Below are 22,434 nucleotides of genomic sequence, written 5' to 3'. Positions count from 1 at the left end.
TGATGGTGAAACATTCATATTTCGGGTACATGAAAGTTATCCATACCGTAAGTGGTTGCGGATATAAGCATTCAGGTAAGAAGTATTTAATTTCAAAATATCGCAGGTGGATTGCTTTTTATGTCGAATTTGTAATGGATAAGGAGTTGTTTAAATGAATAAAGATCGTTTGTTCAAGTTCATTCAAACTTCCACTCGGGGTAATTTCTTTTCTGTGGAGATAGCCGAAGATGGAACAAATGTGGCCCAATTAGCCAAGGAATTAGAAAATGAAGGAAGAATCAAGCTGAGGGAATGCACACGGAAGGAGCAAGGGATTTATTTGGAAGGAATACTGAAGTTCGTGCCTAGCTAATTCGTGAAGGAATTTACGGATTAGCTTTTTCTGTCATGTTTCATATGGTCCAATCTGCAGCCAAACTCCACGATCATTCGAGTTTGGCTGCAGATTTTTTTATGGTGCTTAACCGTTTCGTTTCATTCTTGTGCTGCAAGTGCTTGGCTGTCTGGAGGCGGTCGTAAAGAAAAAACATTGACACAATACAAACTTATTAATAATATGTTTATTATATAGTAAACAAAAAGAGGTGTTGTTTGTTTGTTGGAAAACGCTGAAATATTTTGGGCTGCATCCCAGGCTGAACTTAAACAAGGGTATATCGAAGATGGGGAGCAATATACTTGTTTGTTGTGCAATCAGGCAATTCAAAAGGGAATCATATACCCTGTGGACGGGGTTCTTTATGAGGCGGAGCGGTATATGCGCATTCATGTTGAACGCGTTCATGTGTCCGTATTTGAATACTTGATGAATTTGGATAAAAAACTTACTGGCCTCACCGATCATCAAAATAGCCTTCTTCGTCTGTTTTACCAAGGCAAGAATGATGCCGAGATTCAGAAGGAAATGGGCATTGGCAGCCCTTCGACCATTCGTAACCATCGCTTTGTTTTGAAGGAAAAGGAGCGGCAAGCCAAGTTGTTTTTAGCAATGATGGAGCTGTTGAAAGATAAAGATGAACATGCACCGGCATTGGTCCCGCTCCATCCAAAAGCAAGGATGGTCGATGATCGTTATAACGTTACAGAGGATGAAAGGGCGGCGGTTTTAAAGAAATTTTTCCCTAACGGAAGCAAGGATGCCTTGAAATCCTTTCCGCCTAAAGAAAAACAAAGACTGCTGATCCTTCATGAAATCACGAATCACTTCGAACATGATCGAAAATACGAGGAAAAAGAAATCAATCAAATTTTAGGAACTGTCTATCATGATCATGTTCTTTTGAGAAGATATTTAATAGAATACGGATTCTTGGATAGAAAGCTTGATGGGAGCCAATATTGGCTGAAGAAATGAGGAATGGGGGCAAGGGAGATGGACCGTAAAAAAGAACTGAAGCAATTATTTAAAGAAACGAAGGTTGAAGCGGGGATTTACCAAATAAAAAATCAGCATAATCATAAGGTGTTCATCGGGAGTACAAGAAATTTAAAAACGTTGAAAGGGAAGCAATTTGAATTGTCGATGGGAAGCAACACCAATAAAGGGCTTCAAGATGAGTGGAATCGATATGGAAAAGATGCCTTTGCCTTTGAAGTGCTGGAGGTATTAAAGCCGAAGGAAACGGGCTTCTTTGATATGAAACGAGAGCTGCAAAAACTGGAAGAGGATTGGCTGGAGAGAGTGCAGCCGTATGGAGAACGTGGGTATAACAAGGAAAAAGCCGATTGACGATAAAGGATAGGGTTTCCCCCGAGCATGCGGGTGGGGAAATGGCATTTCAGCCGATATGGAAAAAGGCAAAGGAGAAATATAAACGGATAGATTATACAGGGACCCAGTCGTGGTTCTTTTTTTTATCTAATTTCAAGGTCTGCTTGTTGTTCGTTTTTAAATGGTTTAAGCTATTAGTAAGGAGTGTTTCGTTTTTCTAGGAAACTACCACTAAATAATTTAGTATAGGAGCTGCAAATGAAAAAACTAGGTTGGACCATGACGGGGATAGGGACGATCATTGCACTCGGTGCGCTGCTTTATCCTTTGAATGTTATTGATAAAACAAACTGTATTTATTTATTGCTGGGCGGTGCAGGGCTTATGTTCATAGGTTCGATGATCAGGGCCTTTTCGCTGCTTAAAAAATGAATCGGAGTACGTGAGGAGATTATATGGTTTGAAATGGTTGAAGCAAGGTGATGACATGGATAAAAACCAATTGAAATATGCCCAGCAGCATCTCGCTAATGAGCGCACTTTTTTAGCTTGGATAAGGACGGTGATCGCGATCGTCGGGGTGGGTTTCCTAACGACAAGTCTGCATTTTACGATAGGTGTGCATCGTGATGTACGGATCGACTTGATCAGTATCGTGCTTGGGATGTTCGCATGTGCGCTTGGGCTCATCATTACAGTGCTGGCAACGATCGCATATTTGCAGAAGAAACGGCAAATCAATCAGGGAATCTTCCAGGCATCCGGTGCGAATGTGGTACTCATTGCTCTATTCATGGTCATTCTGTTAGGGATGATCGTTTTATATTTTTCCTTTTTATGAAAGACTGCCATTGCTTTGCAGGGCAGTTTTTTTAGTTCTTTATATCATGACATTGTAGTGGGGAATTAACAGCCGTTTTACCTGATAACCTCGGTAGAAAAGAATGATAATAGCTTGAATTTGTATTTAATTTGTTTAATTCCCATTTCGTGAGATATGATAAAGGGAGATCAAATAGGAGGTCATCCATATGGTGGATATCCAAAAAGGTGAGAATTCTTTTTTTGTTGAAGATAATGGCGAAAAGCTTGCGGAAATCACATTTTTCAAATCGGGCGTCCATGAAATTACCGTCGATCATACTGTTGTGTCTGACAGGCTTCGCGGCCAGAAGGTAGGAAAGGCCCTTCTTGAAAAAGTGGTTGCATTGGCACGCGAGGAAAACCGGAAGATTGTTCCGATATGTTCCTTCGTTCTGCAACAGTTTGAAAAACATGCGGAGTACGGGGATGTTTGGGCTAAATGAATTAGAGGGCTGATCATGGAAGGCTGGAATCGTTCCGGACCTTTCCATGGCCAGCCCTTTTGCTTTGCAGGGTGTTCAGTTAATGAATCATTCATGCTTTCGGCACAAAGCGCCTTTCCGCCAGCATCTTCGCTTGCATTAACTATAAGGGGGAGGTGGAAGTATGAGAATTAAATTACGGACCCTTCTGAATCGGGCAACAGAATGTATGGGGAACGGAATGAACCCGGTCGTGAAAGCGGCGATGCTGGAGGTGGTGAAATTAGCATATGAAGAAGGGATAACGGTCCTGATAACACTCGGTCACCGGAGTTTTGCTGAACAAGCCCGCTTGTATGGACAAGGGAGGACGGATAACTCCAAGCCAATCGTCACGTATGCCAAAGCTGGCCAGTCACTGCATAATTATGGACTGGCTGTTGATTTCGTCATCATAAGCGAGGACGGCAGGCGTGCATTGTGGACGGAGAGTGAAAAGTGGACAAGAGTAGCGGCCATCGCTAAATCGTTAGGTTTTATTTGGGGCGGGGATTTTTCCTTTTATCGGGATATTCCGCACCTGGAAATGTCAGGTGGACTATCCGTAAGAAATCTCCAACAAGGGTGGAGGCCGAATCTGATATCACAAATCGCTGACCGGAAGGGAGAAGGATGAAAAAATGATTTTCCATATACCCGGATGGAGGAGTCAGCTTGAGGGGGAGATTTTCCGAATTTTTTTTGGACGCAATCCCTCCTGCTTAAAAAATTATCAATCAAATGACATTGGGATAGAATGTGGCAATGGTAGGGATGTAAGCGTATACAATAAATCTTTCAATTTGGAATTATCAAAAAATTCTCAAAAACCTGTTGACTACCTTCTGAAATACGCGTAAGATAATCACAAATACAAGACATCAAACATAAACGTTTCTTAAAAATTTCGAATAATGCGAAAAGCATTGAAGAGGATAAGTAGTCTTTTTACAAGGCATTCACAGAGAGCCGGGTAGCTGAGAACCGGTATTGTCCCGAAAGATGAACTCACCTTGGAGTTTCAGCTTGAACGGTTGACTAGTAAAGCTGAACGGGTGCGTACCAGTACCCGTTACCAAAACAGAGAATGGCTATAGGCTGTTCGAAGTGCGCATGGAATTTCATGCGAAAAAGGGTGGTACCGTGGAGTGGCTCATCAAGCCTTTTCACCCCTTTATCTTGCGTAGGCAAGTACATGTGGGGTGGGAAGGCTTTTTTGTATGCTTAAAAAGCTGAAAATTCAGAATTTTTTTAAAAAGATGAGGAAGCGAAGGAGGTTTTTACGTAATGGCACAAAAATCAGTGGTAGCTGATCGAAAAAGTGCAAGGACCCATTACAGTGGTGCCGAGTTCTTGTTGAATGCATTGAAGAAGGAAAAAGTCGAAGTAATCTTTGGTTATCCGGGCGGCTCCGTATTGCCGATTTATGACAAGCTTTATAGCTCGGAGCTTGTCCATGTTTTGACAAGACATGAACAAGGCGCCATCCATGCGGCTGAAGGATACGCAAGGATTACAGGCAAGCCTGGGGTTGTCATCGTCACCTCGGGGCCAGGGGCAACGAATATCGTTACCGGTTTGGCGGATGCCATGATCGACTCCTTGCCGCTTGTGGTTATTTCCGGTCAGGTTTCAACGAGTGTAATCGGGACGGATGCCTTTCAGGAGGCGGATGTACTGGGGATCACTACCCCGATTACTAAACATAACTATCAGGTAAGAAAACCGGAAGATCTCCCGCGCATCATTAAAGAAGCCTTTTATATCGCTTCAAGCGGAAGGCCTGGACCTGTATTGATCGATATCCCTAAAGATATGGCGATTGTAGAAGCGCCATCGGTGGAGACGGAGCCAGAGATGGACCTTCCGGGATATCAGCCGACAACCACCCCGAATTACCTGCAAATCAGAAGGCTTGTCGAAGCCGTGAGCGGGGCGAAAAGACCGGTCATCCTGGCAGGGGCAGGGGTCCTGCACGCAAAGGCATCCCATTTATTGAAGGAGTATGTCGAACAGCAGGGCATTCCAGTCGTCCACACTTTATTGGGTTTAGGAGGCTTTCCTGCCAGTCATCCGCTCTTTGTCGGGATGGGGGGGATGCATGGCTGCTTTGCCGCCAATATGGCACTGTCGCAATGTGATCTATTAATCAATATCGGGGCAAGGTTCGATGACCGCCTGACAGGCAATCTAACCAAGTTCGCCCAGCATGCAACGGTGGCCCATATCGATATTGATCCAGCTGAAATCGGTAAAAACGTACCGACGAAGATTCCGGTTGTCGGCAGTGCGAAGGAAGCGCTGAAGGAATTGATTGCACAAAATGGCAGCAAGCCAAACATTGATGAATGGACAGAACAGCTGACAAAGTGGAATGAGGAATTCCCGCTGCGTTTTGACCATGAAGAGGGCGTGCTGAAACCTCAGCGAGTCATCCAGATGCTCCATGAAAAAACGAAGGGAGAAGCGATCGTAACGACGGATGTCGGACAGCATCAAATGTGGGCGGCGCAATACTACCGGTTCAACAAACCGAATTCATGGGTCACCTCAGGGGGCTTGGGAACGATGGGCTTTGGGTTGCCTTCCGCTCTCGGTGCACAGCTGGCAGATCCAAAAGCGACGGTCCTTTCCATATCGGGGGACGGGGGATTCCAAATGTGCCTTCAGGAACTTTCGGTCATTGCCGAGAGGAAGCTGCCGATCAAGATCATCATCGTCAACAATGAAGCGCTCGGAATGGTTAGGCAGTGGCAGGAACTCTTTCATGAAAACCGTTTTTCACACAGCATTTTTCAATCACATCCAGATTTCGTGAAATTGGCTGATGCTTACGGAATTCCAGGTTACAAGGTGACGACAGAGGAAGAAGCGAGCGCATGCCTCGATGCAGCGTTGGCGACTGATGGTCCTGTGCTGATTGATTTCCGTGTAAAGCAGGATGAAAATGTCTTTCCGATGGTGGCGCAAGGAAAAGGGCTTGATGAGATGGAAGGAGTTTAATAGATGAAGGGAATTCTTAGCCTCACCGTGAACAACCGGCCAGGTGTCCTCAACCGGATCACGAACCTGTTCACGAAAAGAAATTATAACATTGAAAGCATGGCTGTCGGCCCATCCGAACAGGAAGGCATTTCAAGAATGACCTTCGTGGTCGATGTTGATGACGAAGCTGTCGTCGAGCAAATCACTAAGCAATTGAACAAGCAAATCGAAGTATTGAAAGTGATAGACATAACGAATCAATCGATTGTGGCGAGGGAGCTTGCGCTCATCAAAATATTGGTGACCACACAAAGCCGGGCCGAGATCTATGCATTGATTGAACCGTTCCGGGCCTCTGTAATCGATGTCAGCAAAGATAGCCTGACCGTCCAAATTACGGGGGAATCCGACAAGATCGGTGCCTTCATTGAACTGATCAGGCCTTATGGCATCAAGGAATTGGCAAGGACGGGTACAGCCGCCATCCCGCGCGGCATGCAAATCGCACAGGCTAAAAGCGCAACCATCGTATAAGCAAAAACAAAAAAACAAAAAAACACGAAAAGAAAAGGGAGATGTATTTATTATGGCAAAAGTATTTTATAACGCAGAGGCAAACGAGAATTTTTTCAACAATAAAAAGGTGGCAGTGATCGGCTATGGTTCACAAGGACACGCACACGCACAAAACCTTCGTGACAGCGGCGTTGAAGTGATCATCGGAATCAGGAAAGGGAAATCCTTCGATAAAGCGGTGGAAGATGGATTCAATGTATACACGGTAAAGGAAGCGTCCGAACAGGCAGATGTGATCATGAACCTGCTTCCGGATGAAACCCAGCCTAAAGTATATCAGGAGGAAATCAAACCGGTATTGCGTGCAGGTCAAGCGTTAATGTTCGCCCACGGATTCAATGTCCATTTCAATCAAATCGTCCCGCCGGCAGATGTAGACGTATTATTGGTAGCGCCAAAAGGTCCTGGACATTTAGTTCGCCGTACATATGAACAAGGTGCAGGAGTACCGGCATTGTTTGCCATCCATCAAAATGTTACGGGCGAAGCAAGAGAGTTGGCGCTTGCTTACGCTAGGGGAATCGGCTCATTGAGAGCGGGCGGATTGGAAACGACATTCCAGGAAGAAACGGAAACGGATTTATTCGGTGAGCAAGCTGTCCTTTGCGGCGGACTGACATCCCTTGTGAAAGCGGGCTTCGAAACCTTGACGGAAGCCGGATATCAGCCGGAAGTTGCCTATTTCGAGTGTTTGCATGAACTGAAATTGATCATCGACCTTATGTATGAAGGCGGAATGGAAAACATGCGCTATTCGATCTCCGACACAGCTCAATGGGGAGATTTCGTTTCCGGACCACGCGTTGTGACAGAAACGACGAAAGAAGCCATGAAGGCCATCTTGAAAGATATCCAAGACGGTGAATTCGCTAAAGGCTGGATCTTGGAAAACCAAGCGAATCGCCCAGTCTTCAATGCTATTAATAATCGCGAAAACCAACATCAAATCGAAGTGGTCGGCCGTGAATTAAGAAAAATGATGCCATTCGTCAAGCCTCAACAAAAAGAGAAAGAAGTGGTAGCCGTTGCGAAAAATTAACATATTTGAAACGACGCTTCGAGATGGGGAGCAATCTGCTGGAGTTAACTTGAATTTTACCGAAAAGCTTGAAATAGCTTACCAGCTTGAAAGATTGGGTGTCGATATTATCGAAGCCGGATTTCCGGCAGCATCCAAAGGGGATTTCAATTCCGTCCAGGAAATCGCGCGCAAAATTAAAAACAGCTCTGTTACAGGGCTGGCGCGTGCGGTGAAAGGCGATATTGATGCAGCGTGGGACTCATTGAAAGGCGGCGCAGAACCAAGGCTGCATACGTTCATTGCCACTTCCCCGATACACCGTGAATATAAGCTGAAATTGACGAAGCAGCAAGTGATTGAGAAGTCAGTCGAGATGGTCAAATATGGGGCAGCGCGTTTCCCTATTGTACAGTGGTCTGCAGAGGACGCAAGCCGGACAGAGCTGGACTACTTGGCGGAAATTGTTGAAGCGGTCATCCAGGCTGGTGCGAAGGTCATTAATATACCCGATACGGTAGGTTATGCCGCTCCTATCGAATACGGCAACATTTTCCGATACCTTCGTGAACATGTTCCTTCTATTGATAAGGTTAGTTTATCGGCACACTGCCATGACGATCTTGGGATGGCAACGGCCAATTCATTGGCTGCCATCGAAGGAGGGGCGACACAGGTTGAAGGAACGATCAATGGCATCGGCGAACGTGCCGGAAATGTTGCCCTGGAAGAAGTGGCGATGGCACTGTACATCCGTAACGATTTCTATCAAGCAAAAACGGATCTCGTCTTGAATGAAATCAAGCGGACCAGTGATTTGGTCAGCCGTCTGACCGGGATGCAGGTTCCTGCCAATAAGGCCATAATCGGTGCCAATGCGTACGCCCATGAGTCAGGCATTCATCAGGATGGCGTGTTAAAGGAAAAAACGACATACGAAATCATATCGCCCGAACTAGTCGGAGTATCCTCCAATTCCCTGGTGTTAGGCAAACATTCAGGCCGGCATGCCTTCAAAGAAAGATTGCAAGAATTGAATCTTTCCGTGACGGAAGAGGAAATGAACACGTTATTCGTTCAATTCAAGGAGTTGGCTGATAATAAAAAGACTATGACGGATGAAGATATCGTGGCCCTTGTGCTGGAAGAGAAAGCAACGGATCTCAATTTTTATGATTTGACTTCCTTGCAGATCTCTCACGGTACACATCAGACAGCGACTGCGACAGTAACGTTGAAAAAAGGCGATAATGAAGAAATACAAGAGGCAGCTACAGGAGCGGGAAGTGTCGAGGCCCTTTATAATACGCTTGAGAGATGCTTGGGATGTCAAGTGAACCTGCAGGACTACCGGATCCAATCGGTTGGCGGAGGAATGGATGCACTTGCTCAAGTCTTTGTCAAAATTGATTATAACGGGGTGGAAACGAGCGGCCGCGGTCTTGATCAGGACGTTCTCGAAGCATCCGCCAAAGCGTATTTGAACGCTGTGAACCGCGTCATCATCATGAGGGAACTGGAAGAAAAGGCAGTATTACAATAGGAAGGGGAGATTTCGATGAAAAGGAATATTGCGGTGCTTCAAGGAGACGGCATCGGTAAAGAAGTGACAAGAGGCGCTGTAGAAATCCTCGAAGCCGTTGCCCAAAGATACGGACATGAATTTGACTTTCACTATGGTGATATTGGCGGCGGTGCCATCGATCTTACAGGCTCACCATTGCCTGATGATACTGTCAAGGTTTGCAAAAACAGCGATGCGGTATTGTTAGGGGCTGTCGGGGGACCAAAATGGGATGATCAGCCAGCGCATTTAAGGCCCGAACGGGGCTTGTTGAAAATCCGGAAGGATTTGAACCTTTATGCCAATATCCGTCCAATCAGCTATTATTCCAGTTTGTCGGAATCTTCTCCGCTTAAAAAGGAATTCATTGAAGATGTTGATTTCGTGATCGTCAGGGAACTAACCGGGGGGCTTTATTTCGGGAAGCCGAGTGAGCGAGTCGAAAGGGAAGGGAAAGAAGCGGTCGTCGATACGCTTTTCTATCAGAAAAGTGAAATGAAGCGCATCATTGAACTGGCGTTTGCGATGGCATCGAATCGCAAGAAAAAAGTCACCTCTGTCGATAAAGCAAATGTTCTTGAATCGAGCAGGATGTGGCGTGAAACGGCAGATGAAGTCGCCAAGGATTATCCGGATGTAACCCTTGAGCACATGCTTGTCGATAACGCGGCCATGCAGCTGATCAAGAACCCGAAACAATTCGATATCATCGTGACGGAAAACATGTTTGGTGACATTTTAAGTGATGAAGCATCCGTATTGACCGGTTCGCTTGGAATGCTTCCTTCAGCTTCAATCTCCGTGGAAGGACCTAATCTATACGAACCGATCCATGGCTCCGCTCCGGATATTGCGGGCAAAAACGTAGCTAATCCAATCGGGACCATTTTATCAGCGGCGTCCATGCTGCGGTTATCCTTTGGTTTGGAGGAGGAGGCTGAAGCTGTCGAGCAGGCTGTGGAAACGGTGCTTGAATATGGCTTGAGGACAGGGGATATCGCAAATGGGCAATCGGATATCACCTCCACTTCAAGGATGATTGCCGAAATAAAAGCCAGCCTTTTAGACCAGGAAGCCATTTCCAATATCATGGGTGCTTATGCATAAACGTCTTCACGGCCTATCATTAGGCCGTGTTTTTTAAAAAATATATGAGATTGATCGAGGTGGATAAGAATGGGAAAGTCGATAATAGAGAAAATATGGGACCGGCATATTGTAAATGAAGAGGAAGGCAAACCGGATTTAGTATATATTGACCTTCAATATATACATGAAGTGACTTCTCCGCAAGCATTTGAAGGATTGAGATTAAAGGGACGCACAGTCAGGAGGCCGGACCGTACCTTCGCAACGATGGATCATAATGTCCCGACCGTCAATCGCTATTTCATCGAGGATGATATTGCCAGGAAACAGCTGGAGGCACTTGCCCAAAACTGTAAGGAGTTTGGTATCCGCCTTGCAGACCTGGATAGTCCCGAACAAGGGATCGTTCACGTCATCGGTCCAGAATTAGGGCTGACGCAGCCGGGGATGACGATCGTTTGCGGCGACAGCCATACCTCCACGCATGGTGCGTTCGGATCGATCGCATTCGGGATCGGTACAAGTGAGGTCGAGCATGTATTAGCGACGCAAACCCTATGGCAAACAAAACCGAGAACATTGAAGCTCGAGGTTAATGGCAAGCTGGGACACGGCGTCAAGGCGAAAGATGTCATATTATATGTGATTTCCAAATTCGGTGTCGATTTCGGAACGGGATACATCATTGAATACTGTGGTGAAGTTTTCCGTGATATGTCGATGGAGGAGCGGATGACCGTATGCAATATGTCCATCGAAGGCGGGGCAAGAGCGGGGCTGGTGGCACCTGATGAAACGACTTTTTCTTATTTGAAAGGTCGTAAATATGTTCCAAAAGGGGAAGAGTTCGAGCGGAACGTTCAGGATTGGAGATCACTGTCCAGTGATGAAGATGCTGTATATGACGAAGAAATCATCCTCGATGGCAGCCTCATTTCGCCGATGGTAAGCTGGGGTACAAACCCTGGAATGGCCAGTGGCGTGGACGGTAGGGTGCCGACCTTTGCCGAGGATATCATCGATCCGAAGGAGTTGAATCGAGCACTAGAGTATATGGGCCTTGAGGAAGGGATGGCGATCACCGATATTCCCGTTCAGCATGTATTCATTGGGTCTTGTACGAATTCCCGCATCGAGGACTTGCGGCAGGCCGCAGAAATGATTGAAGGTCGGGAGGTTCATAAAGGGGTAAGGGCCATGGTCGTTCCCGGCTCGCAAAGTGTCAAGAGGCAAGCGGAAGATGAAGGCCTGGATGAAATCTTTAAATCTTCCGGCTTCGAGTGGCGTGAATCGGGCTGCAGCATGTGTCTGAGCATGAATCCTGATGCTGTGCCTGCCGGAGAACATTGTGCTTCGACCAGTAATCGAAACTTTGAAGGCCGGCAGGGTGCAGGTGCAAGAACACATCTGGTTAGTCCAGCCATGGCTGCTGCGGCCGCCATTCATGGGAAGTTTGTCGACATCAGGAATTTTAAGCGGACGGAACCGATTTATTAATACGATTTAACTGGAGGTGCAGGAAATGGAACCAATCACTTTATATAGAGGAAAAGCGGCGGTGCTTGACCGTAAAAACGTGGATACCGATCAAATCATCCCTAAGCAGTTTTTGAAACGAATCGAGCGCAGCGGCTTTGGGGAATTTTTATTTTATAACTGGCGTTTTGATGAAAGTGGGAATGAACGTCCTGATTTTGAATTGAATCAACCCCATAATCAAAACACTTCCATATTGATAGCTGGTGAAAATTTTGGCTGCGGTTCCTCGCGCGAGCATGCTCCTTGGTCATTGAAAGACTACGGATTCGATATCGTCATTGCCCCGTCATATGCGGATATTTTCAAAAGTAATTGCATGAAAAATGGGATGGTCCCCATCGCCTTAACGGCGGCTGAGGTAAAGCATTTGATGGAAGCTGCATCAGCGCCCGATTACGAGTTGACAATCGACCTTCCTAATCAAACCTTGAAGGATGACAAAGGATTCGAAGCAAGCTTTGACATTCATCCTTACTGGAAGGAAATGCTCGTGAAAGGGTGGGATGAAATTTCGATCACCCTTCAATATGAAAAAGAGATTTCTTCGTATGAATCAAGAACCAAGGTTGCTTCAAGTTAACCAAGGAGTGGAATCTCCCGTTTTCTTATCCTATCGGGAAAGGAAACGGGAATTTTTTATGGCCAAAAATACGGAAAAGCGCTGAATAGGGTGTAAATCCGGGAAAATTTTTGTATTTCCTTCTATTCCATGCTAAACTGTTTTTCAAAAAGTGAACGGTGAGGCGGAAAATTGGATGGATAATGATAACAACCGGAATAAGAACGGAGAAGCTAGGATTATCGCCTTTCCAAATCTCGGTGAAAGGCTGATCGCCAAAGGGCTGGATGAGCTTGGGAACCGCAACTTTAAAGCTGCTGCCCAGCTTTTCAGCCAAGCGAGGGATTATGAGCCTGAAGATGATGAGGTTTGCATGGGGCTTGTAGTCTCGCTTGTGGAACTGGAGTATTATGAGGAGTCAAAGGAATTGTGCAAAGAGATGCTTAATAAAGGCATCGGTGATTATTTTCAACTTATCAACATCTATTTGATGGTCCTTCTGCAATTAGGCGAGCATCGGGAAATGGTCACGACGATCGAACTGTTGTTTGACGAAAACCAAATTCCTTTTGACAAAGAAGAGCATTTCGAAAAAATGCTGCAGTTCAGCAAACGGGCCATTGAGGATAAAAAAGAGGAAGAAGACAGGCAAAATCAGCAAGTCGCAGCGGAATTACAAGAAGATGGGGTATTTGAAGGGAAGGCGGATAACGAAATGTTCCTGATCATTTCAAAACTTACGCACATCAACATCCGGCCGTTCATTCCACAAATCGAGCAATTTCTTCAATCGGAGGAAGGGCACCCCTTCTTTAAAACGATGCTACTGAACATCCTGACCGACCAGGAATATAACGAACAAGTGACACTTAGGAAGTTCAATGAAACGAAGTCTGTACTCCCGAAGGACTTGAAGAGCTTGAAGGAAACGGATTTTTTTAAGAAGATTACCAGCCTGACGGAAGCAAGGATCAGCCAGGATAACCCAAGCTTATATGATATGGTGCATAGTTTAATCGAGCGGCATTCTTTTCTTTTATACCCCTTCGAACCGGGACCGGAAAGGATTCCTGCCTATGCGGCGGCTTACCATGCCCTGGCCGAGGAATACATGGCTGGTGAGATTTCCGCTAGGGGCATAGCGAGCATATATCGCGCAGAAGAGGAAGCGGTAGCCGATATTCTAGCCGATTTAAAAGAAATAGAGGAAATTTCTTATCCCATTATTTAACCTATTGCTGTTGTAACAGAATCAACCTGTGGTATAATGTAGTGGTTGTAATGTATAATTCGTCTGATTTTGACGAAATCCCAAGATTTTTTGGGTATATTTGAGGGATGACTTGTTAACACTTGCAAAGCATATTCATCCAATGCTTATTATTGAAGTATATAGATTTTTTGGAGGGAAACACATGTCTGTAAAATGGGAAAAACAAGAAGGTAATCAAGGTGTATTAACAATCGAAGTTGACGCTGCAAAAGTGAACGAAGGTTTAGACGCAGCTTTCAAAAAAGTAGTGAAACAAGTAAACGTACCTGGCTTCCGCAAAGGTAAAATGCCACGTCAAATGTTCGAAAAGAAATTCGGCGTAGAATCTCTTTACCAAGATGCGCTTGATATCATTCTTCCAGATGCATACGCAAATGCTGTCGAAGAAGCTGGAATCCAGCCTGTAGATCGTCCAGAAATCGACATCGAGAAAATGGAAAAAGGCGAAAACCTAATTTTCACTGCAACTGTAACAGTTAAGCCGGAAGTTAAATTAGGAGATTACAAAGGTGTTGAAGTTGAAAAGTTCAACACGGAAGTAACGGACGAAGATGTTGAAAACGAATTGAAAACATTACAAGAGCGTCAAGCAGAGCTTGTCGTTAAAGAAGAAGGACAAGTTGCCGAAGGCGATACAGTTGTTCTTGACTTTGAAGGATTCGTTGATGGTGAAGCATTCGAAGGCGGAGCTAGCGAAAACCATTCATTGGAAATCGGTTCTAATTCTTTCATCCCAGGATTCGAAGAGCAACTTGTCGGACTTGAAACTGGCGCTGAAAAAGATATCGAAGTTACTTTCCCTGAAGAATACCATGCTGCTGAACTTGCAGGAAAACCAGCTGTATTCAAAGTGAAAATTCACGAAATCAAAACAAAGCAACTTCCTGAGTTGGATGACGAGTTCGCGAAAGACGTCGATGACGAAGTGGAAACGTTGGCTGAACTGAAAGAAAAAACAAAACATAAATTAGAGCACGACAAAAAACATGAAGAAGAAAACTTCATCCAAAACACTGTAATTGGCAAAGCTGTTGAAGGTGCAGAAATGGCCGTTCCTGAAGCTATGATTTCCAACGAAGTGGACCGCATGATGAATGAATTCTCTCAACGCATTCAATCTCAAGGTCTTAATCTAGAACTTTACTACCAATTCTCTGGTCAAGACGAAGAAGCTTTGAAAGCTCAAATGAAAGAAGAAGCAGAAGGACAAGTTCGTACAAGCTTAACTCTTGAAGCGATTGCTGAAGCTGAAAAGCTTGAAGCGACTGACGAAGATGTTGAAGCTGAGCTTGGACAAATGGCAACAATGTACAATATGGAAATCGACGCAATTAAACAAGCTCTTGGAAACCTAGAAGGAATCAAAGGCGATCTTAAAATTAAGAAAGCTATTGACTTCTTGGTTGAAAACAGCAAAACGGTTGAAGCTAAATAATTTTTAGATTTTAATATTTCCTTTAAAAGACAAGGCGCGAGTAATCGTGCCTTGTTTTATACATATTGAGAATTAGTGGAAATTTCAAATATCGGATATTTCCTGATTGATTTTTTTTGCATTTCAGTGTAGATTAGTTCTAATACCGCATATACATATTTATACAGTGAATCCTAATTTTAAAAATCAAAAGTTTTGGGTATACTGGTAAAGGGCAAATACATATTGATTGATCATTATACTTATTTAACAACTCGAACGCGTGAGCATTTTTGTTACGAAACTTCCAAGAACATGATAAAATGCAAAACATACTAGGGATTTTGGAATGCTTAAGCAGGGGTATGCCTAGTTTTTTTCAATTAAGATTGGGTACCGCCATGCTGATGAGTTGGAAGAGTATTAAAAGGGGTGAACGTACATGTTTAAATTTAATGATGAAAAAGGACAGTTGAAGTGTTCTTTTTGCGGAAAAACTCAAGAACAAGTCCGTAAACTGGTTGCTGGTCCAGGTGTATATATTTGTGACGAGTGTATCGAGCTTTGTACGGAAATCGTCGAGGAAGAACTTGGTACAGATGAAGAAGTGGAATTCAGAGATGTACCTAAGCCTATGGAAATCCGTGAAATTCTTGATGAATACGTGATTGGACAAGAACAGGCGAAGAAATCATTGGCTGTTGCGGTTTACAATCATTATAAGCGTATCAATTCCAATAGCAAGGTCGACGATGTCGAGCTTTCAAAAAGTAACATCGCCCTAATCGGACCGACAGGGAGCGGGAAAACCCTTCTTGCACAAACACTGGCCCGGCTATTGAATGTTCCTTTTGCCATTGCTGATGCCACTTCATTGACGGAAGCTGGATATGTAGGGGAAGATGTGGAAAATATCCTCCTTAAATTGATCCAAGCAGCCGATTATGATGTAGAAAAAGCGGAAAAAGGCATCATTTATATTGATGAAATCGATAAAGTTGCCCGTAAATCGGAAAACCCTTCGATTACACGTGACGTATCTGGAGAAGGCGTGCAGCAGGCGTTATTAAAAATTCTTGAAGGAACGGTTGCAAGCGTGCCGCCTCAAGGCGGACGGAAACATCCGCATCAAGAATTCATCCAAATCGACACGACCAATATCCTGTTCATCTGTGGCGGTGCATTCGATGGAATTGAACCGATCATCAAACGCCGCCTTGGCCAAAAGGTCATTGGTTTTGGCTCTGATGTGAAAAAGGACGATATTGCGGAAAAAGAATTACTTTCCAAAGTGCTTCCAGAAGACTTGCTTCGTTTCGGATTGATTCCGGAATTCATCGGACGACTGCCGGTCATTGCGACTCTTGAGCAATTGGATGAAGCCGCTTTGATTGAAATCCTGACACAACCAAAAAATGCGCTAGTCAAGCAATATCAAAAGTTACTTGAGCTTGATGATGTTGAATTGGAATTCGAACCGGAAGCGTTAAGTGAAATTGCCAAAAAAGCGATTGAGCGTAAAACGGGTGCCCGTGGATTGCGTTCCATCATTGAAGGGATCATTCTCGAAGTGATGTTCGATCTTCCTTCTCGTGATGATGTTGCAAAATGTGTCATCACAGGTAACACGATTTCCAAAAATGAATCTCCAAAGCTTGTCCTCAAAGATGGCACAACCGTCATGGGACAAGAAAAGAAAACATCTGCTTAATTTGAATCCACAGACGGCCAGTACATCCTGGCCGTCTGCATGTATAGAAAAAGGGTATTGGAGTGATCTCATTCCGATACCCTTTTTTTTTTTGCAAATTGCACGCTTGATCGTATGCTTTCGCATTTGCGCAGCAATAAAACCAGCCTCTGTCCTTATCCGTTGTTTCGGTAACTCTACGATAGAAGAACTGTTTAAACAAGTGAAGACCCAAAATGGGCAGCTCACCAATTTCCCAGAACTCTCTGGACAAGCGAGTGCCTGAAGAGTAAAGCAACGGTTAAAGTCCATGTCCTCCAGACCTGTGATGAAGCAAAATTCAAAATACATTTTCACGTAAAGTAGATGAAACGGAAAGCGGAGAGACTCCTGCGGGAAATGCGTGTCTTCGTGAGACACCGCAGGCGCACAAGCGCCGAGGAGGCTCGCGGGCCGCCCGCTGGATAATCGAGTGCCTGCAGTGCAATGAAACGGGAATATTACAAATCCTAAAAAACTGTGGGAAATTTGAGATGCTATGTTTGTTTTATGAAAAGTGGAAAGTAACGGTCTAATTTCACCCCTCGAAAACTTAAGGTAACTTGCTTTCAACTTTCGATTATGCAATGAACCGACATAATTCAAAATCATGGAAACATTAGGCAATGAAAGCCTGACCTCAACCTGAACGAAAAAGCGGGATTGTTTCCGCGGAAACCCCAAAAATTTACAACGCGGATTTCATGGATAATTTCGCCCTTCCAAAGGAGATACTAACAGAAATGACAAACTAGGAGAGTGCAGGAGGGAATAGAATGAATTGGACAGGATTGGCGTTGTTTATTCAGCTGTTTTTTGGGATTATTATCGGGTTATATTTTTTGAACCTATTGAAAGGCCAACGGACCCAGAAGGTTTCGATTGACCGAGACTCAAGAAAGGAAATGGACCAATTACGGAAGATGAGGTCCATTTCATTAACGGAACCATTGGCTGAGAAGGTCAGGCCGAGCACATTCAACGAAATCATCGGCCAGGAAGATGGGATCAAATCATTGAAGGCTGCATTATGCGGCCCAAATCCGCAGCATGTCATCGTCTATGGCCCTCCAGGGGTCGGGAAAACCGCAGCGGCCAGACTTGTGCTTGAAGAGTCCAAGAAAAACGGGAAATCACCTTTTAAGAGCTCAGCGGTGTTTGTTGAATTGGACGCGACGACAGCCAGATTCGATGAGCGGGGGATTGCCGATCCGTTGATTGGTTCGGTGCACGATCCGATCTACCAAGGCGCCGGCGCAATGGGACAGGCCGGAATCCCGCAGCCAAAGCAAGGCGCTGTCAGCAATGCTCATGGCGGGGTATTGTTCATTGATGAAATAGGTGAGCTCCACCCCATCCAGATGAATAAACTTTTAAAGGTTTTGGAGGATCGGAAGGTCTTTCTCGAAAGCGCCTATTACCAAGAGGAAAATCAAAATATCCCCACTCACATTCACGATATTTTCAAAAACGGGCTGCCTGCCGACTTTCGCTTGATTGGAGCGACGACGCGGACACCGAATGAAATTGCACCTGCGATCCGTTCAAGATGCATAGAGGTCTTTTTCCGTGAGCTTGACCGGGAAGAGATAATGAAAGTCGCAAAGAATGCCTCCGATAAAGTGGGGATCTCGATAAGTGAAAAAGGTTTGCAGTCGGTTTCCGATTATGCCCGAAATGGCAGGGAAGCGGTCAATATGATCCAGACGCTTGCAGGGATCTCGATAAATGAAGACAGGACCTTCATACGAGAAGAAGATATTGATTGGATGGCACATAGCAGTCAATTGACGCAACGCATGGATCGTAAAATAGAGTCGAATTCGAAAATAGGTCTTGTCAATGGCCTCGCAGTTTATGGTCCCAACTCAGGGGCATTGCTGGAAATAGAGGTTACCGTCATGGCCGCATCCAATGAAAAAGGCTCGATCAATATTACTGGTATTGTTGAAGAAGAGAGCATCGGCGGGGGAACTGGCAAGTCGATCCGCCGCAAGAGCATGGCGAAGGGCTCGATTGAAAACGTGATTACGGTTCTCCGGTCGATGGGGGTGCCAGCCGACCAATTTGATATCCATGTGAACTTCCCGGGCGGAAGTCCCGTCGATGGCCCTTCTGCAGGGATTGCGATGGCAACGGGCGTATACTCGGCCATTTATAAAATCCCCGTTGACCACACGATTGCCATGACTGGAGAAATCAGCATCCATGGCGGTGTTAAGCCGATTGGCGGAGTCATACCGAAAATCAAGGCGGCAAAGCTAGCAGGAGCAACGAAAGTGATCATCCCTGCCGATAATATGCAGCCGCTGTTATTGGAAATCAAGGATATTGAAATCATCCCCGTTACACATGTAAAAGAAGTGCTGGATCAAGCATTGAAAAAGGAAATGATATCGGAGCAAATCCTCACATCCTTGGACCTATCAAAAAAAGAAAGCGTATAAAGGAAATGCCCCGGCTTAATGGAACCGGGGCATTCTGATGAAGTCATGAATCTTCATATATGAAAAAAAATCGCGAGTTCAGGCGTGCTTTTTTAGTTGATATTGGAGATAATAAAAGCAGTCGAAACGTGTGAAGGTAAACGAATAGACACTTCTATATAAATAGGATAGAATTGTTAAAAGGTCGAGAACATGGGTAAATAGTTTACAACGACGATATTAAATAGATGGAGGTGTCAGGAAATGACTGATAAAGAAATCATCGTCCCCCTCCTGCCGCTTAGAGGATTGCTTGTATATCCAACGATGGTACTTCATTTAGATGTAGGCCGAGATAAATCGGTGCAAGCCCTTGAGAAAGCAATGGTGGAAGACCATCTTATATTTTTGACGACACAACAAGATGTTTCGTTGGACGAACCAGGTGAAGAAGATTTATTTAAAATGGGAACATTGACAAAAGTAAAGCAGATGCTGAAGCTTCCGAACGGAACAATCCGGGTACTGGTGGAAGGTTTGAACCGGGCAGAGGTCGTTGAATTTTACGATTATGAGACACATTATGGTGCCAAAATAAAAATATATGAAGACAGTGATGAAAAGGATGCGGAACATCAAGCATTGATGCGCACTCTTCTGGATTATTTTGAACAATACATAAAAATGTCCAAGAAAATAACCGGTGAAACATTCACATCCACTTCGGATATTGAAGAGCCAGGGAGATTGGCTGACATCATTGCCTCCCACCTGCCTTTGAAGCTGAAGGAAAAGCAGGAAGTGCTAGAGACCATCGATATGAAAAAGCGTTTGAGCCGTGTCATTGAAATCATCAATAATGAAAAAGAGGTTCTTTTTCTTGAGAAAAAAATTGGCCAGCGCGTCAAGCGTTCGATGGAACGGACGCAAAAGGAATATTACCTGCGTGAACAAATGAAGGCGATCCAAAAGGAATTGGGCGACAAAGAAGGAAAGACTGGCGAAATTGAAGTCCTTAACGAAAAGATTGAAGAAGCGGACATGCCAGAACACATTAAGGCAGCCGCCCTGAAGGAACTGGACCGCTATGAAAAAGTGCCTTCAAGCTCTGCCGAGAGCTCTGTCATCCGCAATTATATCGAGTGGCTGATATCACTTCCTTGGTCCAATGCGACGAAAGATGATTTGAATATCCACAAAGCTGAAAGAATTTTGAATAGAGATCATCATGGGCTGGAAAAGGTGAAGGAGCGGGTGCTGGAGTATTTGGCCGTCCAGCAATTGACCAACTCCTTGAAGGGGCCGATCCTTTGCTTGGTCGGACCTCCTGGTGTCGGAAAAACGAGTTTGGCGAAATCAATCGCAACTTCCATGAATAGGAACTTTGTCCGGATTTCATTAGGGGGAGTGCGTGATGAATCTGAAATCCGCGGACATCGCCGCACATACGTAGGGGCAATGCCAGGACGGATCATCCAGGGCATGAAAAAAGCCGGAACGATCAATCCCGTCTTTTTATTGGATGAAGTGGATAAGATGTCCAATGATTTTAGAGGCGATCCATCCGCAGCGATGCTTGAGGTCCTCGATCCGGAGCAAAACCATAACTTCAGTGACCATTATATCGAAGAAACGTATGATTTATCCAAAGTCATGTTCATAGCAACGGCTAATAATTTGGGCTCCATTCCCGGCCCGCTTCGCGATCGTATGGAAATCATTTCGATTGCAGGTTATACTGAAATAGAGAAACTTCATATAGCCAAGGATCACCTGCTGCCAAGACAGCTGGAAAACCATGGTTTATTGAAGACCCAATTGCAAATCCGTGAAGAAGCACTTACCAAAATCATCCGTTACTATACCCGGGAAGCCGGTGTCCGGAGTCTGGAGCGGCAGCTTGCAGGCATCTGCCGGAAGACTGCGAAAATCATCGTGTCCGGGGACAAAAAGCGGGTCGTCATTTCGGACAAGAATGTCGAGGAGTTTCTGGGAAAAACGATGTTCCATTACGGACAGGCGGAAGTCGAGAACCAAGTCGGTGTAGCCAATGGCTTGGCCTACACATCGGTTGGCGGCGATACATTGCAAATCGAGGTTTCCTTATCACCAGGAAAAGGCAAACTCATATTGACAGGCAAGCTTGGTGATGTAATGAAAGAGTCAGCACAGGCAGCTTTCAGCTATGTCCGTTCCAAAACCGAGAAACTTCATATTGATACGAACTTCCATGAAAAATATGATATTCATATTCATGTCCCTGAAGGTGCGGTCCCCAAGGATGGGCCTTCTGCAGGCATCACGATTGCAACAGCGTTAATATCGGCCCTTACCAACAGGCCGATCAGAAAAGAGGTAGGCATGACAGGCGAAATTACATTACGCGGACGGGTTCTTCCGATCGGCGGCCTTAAAGAAAAATCTTTAGCGGCTCACCGTGCAGGACTTACGAAAATCATCATTCCGCAAAATAACGAAAAGGATATTGATGATATCCCGGAGAGTGTCCGTAAAGCATTAACATTTGTTCCAGTCTCACACGTCGATGAAGTTCTTGAGCATGCATTGGCAGGTGCGGACGAATGAAAGTGACAAGTTCAGATATTGTCATCAGTGCCGTAAAGCCTGAACAATATCCCAATACCCCAATACCGGAGTTTGCCCTGGCTGGCCGCTCCAATGTTGGGAAATCCAGCTTCATCAACAAAATGATCAACCGGAAAAACCTGGCGCGCACATCGTCCAAACCGGGAAAGACACAGACCTTGAACTTTTATATCATAAATGAAGCACTTCATTTTGTGGATGTTCCTGGTTATGGCTACGCAAAGGTATCCAAATCCGAGCGTGATGCTTGGGGAAGGATGATCGAAACGTATTTCACTTCCCGTGATCAGCTCCGTGCTGCGCTTCTGGTCGTCGATTTGCGTCATCCGCCGACAAAGGATGATATCGCGATGTACGAATTCCTGAAGCATTATGACCTGCCGAGGATCGTCATTGCCACAAAGGCGGATAAGATTCCGAAGGGCAAATGGCAGAAGCATTTAAAAGTCACGCGCCAAACGTTAAACATGGAAAAAGAAGATGAATTGCTTCTTTTCTCTGGAGAAACGGGCGAAGGGAAAGAACAAGCCTGGGGCGTACTCAAGAAGTATATGTAAACGAAAAAGGGGTATTCCGGATGCGGAATACCCTTTTTTTTAGAATGTGCTTTGCCAGA

General features: G+C 45.0%; 20 protein-coding genes and 1 other annotated feature. All 20 genes read left to right on the top strand.

Annotated elements, in window-relative coordinates:
• Positions 1–154: 154 nt before the first annotated feature.
• Positions 155–355, top strand: coding sequence for a hypothetical protein (locus tag QNI08_RS01030; protein ID WP_285765577.1), 201 nt, complete (start codon positions 155–157; stop codon positions 353–355).
• 246 nt (positions 356–601) lie between these two features.
• Positions 602–1,357 carry a DUF2087 domain-containing protein gene (locus tag QNI08_RS01025; protein ID WP_285765866.1) on the top strand — a complete coding sequence of 252 codons (756 nt, stop codon included), beginning with the start codon at positions 602–604 and terminating at the stop codon, positions 1,355–1,357.
• Between the two features lie 18 nt (positions 1,358–1,375).
• Positions 1,376–1,732, top strand: coding sequence for a GIY-YIG nuclease family protein (locus tag QNI08_RS01020; RefSeq protein ID WP_285765576.1), 357 nt, complete (start codon positions 1,376–1,378; stop codon positions 1,730–1,732).
• Between the two features lie 240 nt (positions 1,733–1,972).
• On the top strand, positions 1,973–2,146 hold the full coding sequence (locus tag QNI08_RS01015; protein WP_285765575.1) for a hypothetical protein: 174 nt from the start codon (positions 1,973–1,975) through the stop codon (positions 2,144–2,146).
• Between the two features lie 28 nt (positions 2,147–2,174).
• Entirely contained in the window at positions 2,175–2,555 is a 381-nt protein-coding gene (locus QNI08_RS01010) for a YidH family protein (RefSeq protein ID WP_285765574.1), read from the top strand.
• Between the two features lie 190 nt (positions 2,556–2,745).
• The gene (locus QNI08_RS01005) at positions 2,746–3,021 is read left to right on the top strand and encodes a GNAT family N-acetyltransferase (RefSeq protein WP_285765573.1); all 276 of its coding nucleotides are present in this window, start codon (positions 2,746–2,748) and stop codon (positions 3,019–3,021) included.
• Positions 3,022–3,184: 163 nt separating this feature from the next.
• Positions 3,185–3,676 (top strand): M15 family metallopeptidase, encoded by a 492-nt coding sequence (locus tag QNI08_RS01000; RefSeq protein WP_285765572.1) that lies wholly within the window; start codon positions 3,185–3,187, stop codon positions 3,674–3,676.
• Positions 3,677–3,956: 280 nt separating this feature from the next.
• Positions 3,957–4,216, top strand: a binding site (T-box leader).
• Positions 4,217–4,326: 110 nt separating this feature from the next.
• On the top strand, positions 4,327–6,042 hold the full coding sequence (gene ilvB / locus QNI08_RS00995; RefSeq protein ID WP_285765571.1) for an acetolactate synthase large subunit: 1,716 nt from the start codon (positions 4,327–4,329) through the stop codon (positions 6,040–6,042).
• A 3-nt stretch (positions 6,043–6,045) separates the two neighbouring features.
• Positions 6,046–6,558, top strand: coding sequence for an acetolactate synthase small subunit (ilvN, locus tag QNI08_RS00990; protein ID WP_285765570.1), 513 nt, complete (start codon positions 6,046–6,048; stop codon positions 6,556–6,558).
• 52 nt (positions 6,559–6,610) lie between these two features.
• Positions 6,611–7,639, top strand: coding sequence for a ketol-acid reductoisomerase (gene ilvC, locus QNI08_RS00985; protein ID WP_285765569.1), 1,029 nt, complete (start codon positions 6,611–6,613; stop codon positions 7,637–7,639).
• The gene (locus tag QNI08_RS00980; RefSeq protein WP_285765568.1) at positions 7,626–9,161 is read left to right on the top strand and encodes a 2-isopropylmalate synthase; all 1,536 of its coding nucleotides are present in this window, start codon (positions 7,626–7,628) and stop codon (positions 9,159–9,161) included. The genes ilvC and QNI08_RS00980 overlap by 14 nt, the downstream gene beginning before the upstream one ends.
• A gap of 15 nt (positions 9,162–9,176) precedes the next feature.
• Positions 9,177–10,289 (top strand): 3-isopropylmalate dehydrogenase, encoded by a 1,113-nt coding sequence (leuB, locus tag QNI08_RS00975; protein WP_285765567.1) that lies wholly within the window; start codon positions 9,177–9,179, stop codon positions 10,287–10,289.
• Between the two features lie 69 nt (positions 10,290–10,358).
• Positions 10,359–11,768, top strand: coding sequence for a 3-isopropylmalate dehydratase large subunit (gene leuC / locus QNI08_RS00970; protein ID WP_285765566.1), 1,410 nt, complete (start codon positions 10,359–10,361; stop codon positions 11,766–11,768).
• Between the two features lie 25 nt (positions 11,769–11,793).
• On the top strand, positions 11,794–12,390 hold the full coding sequence (gene leuD, locus QNI08_RS00965) for a 3-isopropylmalate dehydratase small subunit (RefSeq protein WP_285765565.1): 597 nt from the start codon (positions 11,794–11,796) through the stop codon (positions 12,388–12,390).
• 175 nt (positions 12,391–12,565) lie between these two features.
• Positions 12,566–13,600, top strand: coding sequence for a tetratricopeptide repeat protein (locus tag QNI08_RS00960; RefSeq protein ID WP_285765564.1), 1,035 nt, complete (start codon positions 12,566–12,568; stop codon positions 13,598–13,600).
• A 184-nt stretch (positions 13,601–13,784) separates the two neighbouring features.
• Positions 13,785–15,077, top strand: coding sequence for a trigger factor (gene tig / locus QNI08_RS00955; RefSeq protein WP_285765563.1), 1,293 nt, complete (start codon positions 13,785–13,787; stop codon positions 15,075–15,077).
• A gap of 421 nt (positions 15,078–15,498) precedes the next feature.
• A complete protein-coding gene (clpX, locus tag QNI08_RS00950) occupies positions 15,499–16,767 on the top strand; it encodes an ATP-dependent protease ATP-binding subunit ClpX (RefSeq protein ID WP_285765562.1) in 1,269 nt (422 codons plus the stop codon).
• 794 nt (positions 16,768–17,561) lie between these two features.
• Positions 17,562–19,232, top strand: a complete 1,671-nt coding sequence (gene lonB, locus QNI08_RS00945) for an ATP-dependent protease LonB (protein WP_285765561.1) — start codon at positions 17,562–17,564, stop codon at positions 19,230–19,232.
• A 243-nt stretch (positions 19,233–19,475) separates the two neighbouring features.
• Positions 19,476–21,797 carry an endopeptidase La gene (lon, locus tag QNI08_RS00940; RefSeq protein ID WP_285765560.1) on the top strand — a complete coding sequence of 774 codons (2,322 nt, stop codon included), beginning with the start codon at positions 19,476–19,478 and terminating at the stop codon, positions 21,795–21,797.
• Positions 21,794–22,375 carry a ribosome biogenesis GTP-binding protein YihA/YsxC gene (gene yihA / locus QNI08_RS00935; RefSeq protein ID WP_285765559.1) on the top strand — a complete coding sequence of 194 codons (582 nt, stop codon included), beginning with the start codon at positions 21,794–21,796 and terminating at the stop codon, positions 22,373–22,375. Before lon ends, yihA begins: the two co-directional genes overlap by 4 nt.
• Positions 22,376–22,434: the final 59 nt, after the last annotated feature.

Origin of the sequence: Peribacillus folii (assembly GCF_030271255.1) — a bacterium.
GTDB lineage: Bacteria > Bacillota > Bacilli > Bacillales > DSM-1321 > Peribacillus.
This window is presented reverse-complemented; position numbering and strand designations above follow the sequence as displayed.

Coding starts and splice junctions, on each gene's coding strand:
- ilvC (WP_285765569.1), top strand. CDS start 6,611: ATGGCAAAAGTATTTTATAACGCAGAGGCAAACGAGAATTTTTTCAAC.
- QNI08_RS01020 (WP_285765576.1), top strand. CDS start 1,376: ATGGACCGTAAAAAAGAACTGAAGCAATTATTTAAAGAAACGAAGGTT.
- ilvN (WP_285765570.1), top strand. CDS start 6,046: ATGAAGGGAATTCTTAGCCTCACCGTGAACAACCGGCCAGGTGTCCTC.
- QNI08_RS00960 (WP_285765564.1), top strand. CDS start 12,566: ATGGATAATGATAACAACCGGAATAAGAACGGAGAAGCTAGGATTATC.
- clpX (WP_285765562.1), top strand. CDS start 15,499: ATGTTTAAATTTAATGATGAAAAAGGACAGTTGAAGTGTTCTTTTTGC.
- leuC (WP_285765566.1), top strand. CDS start 10,359: ATGGGAAAGTCGATAATAGAGAAAATATGGGACCGGCATATTGTAAAT.
- tig (WP_285765563.1), top strand. CDS start 13,785: ATGTCTGTAAAATGGGAAAAACAAGAAGGTAATCAAGGTGTATTAACA.
- leuD (WP_285765565.1), top strand. CDS start 11,794: ATGGAACCAATCACTTTATATAGAGGAAAAGCGGCGGTGCTTGACCGT.
- yihA (WP_285765559.1), top strand. CDS start 21,794: ATGAAAGTGACAAGTTCAGATATTGTCATCAGTGCCGTAAAGCCTGAA.
- lon (WP_285765560.1), top strand. CDS start 19,476: ATGACTGATAAAGAAATCATCGTCCCCCTCCTGCCGCTTAGAGGATTG.
- QNI08_RS01005 (WP_285765573.1), top strand. CDS start 2,746: ATGGTGGATATCCAAAAAGGTGAGAATTCTTTTTTTGTTGAAGATAAT.
- QNI08_RS01000 (WP_285765572.1), top strand. CDS start 3,185: ATGAGAATTAAATTACGGACCCTTCTGAATCGGGCAACAGAATGTATG.
- QNI08_RS01015 (WP_285765575.1), top strand. CDS start 1,973: ATGAAAAAACTAGGTTGGACCATGACGGGGATAGGGACGATCATTGCA.
- ilvB (WP_285765571.1), top strand. CDS start 4,327: ATGGCACAAAAATCAGTGGTAGCTGATCGAAAAAGTGCAAGGACCCAT.
- lonB (WP_285765561.1), top strand. CDS start 17,562: ATGAATTGGACAGGATTGGCGTTGTTTATTCAGCTGTTTTTTGGGATT.
- leuB (WP_285765567.1), top strand. CDS start 9,177: ATGAAAAGGAATATTGCGGTGCTTCAAGGAGACGGCATCGGTAAAGAA.
- QNI08_RS01030 (WP_285765577.1), top strand. CDS start 155: ATGAATAAAGATCGTTTGTTCAAGTTCATTCAAACTTCCACTCGGGGT.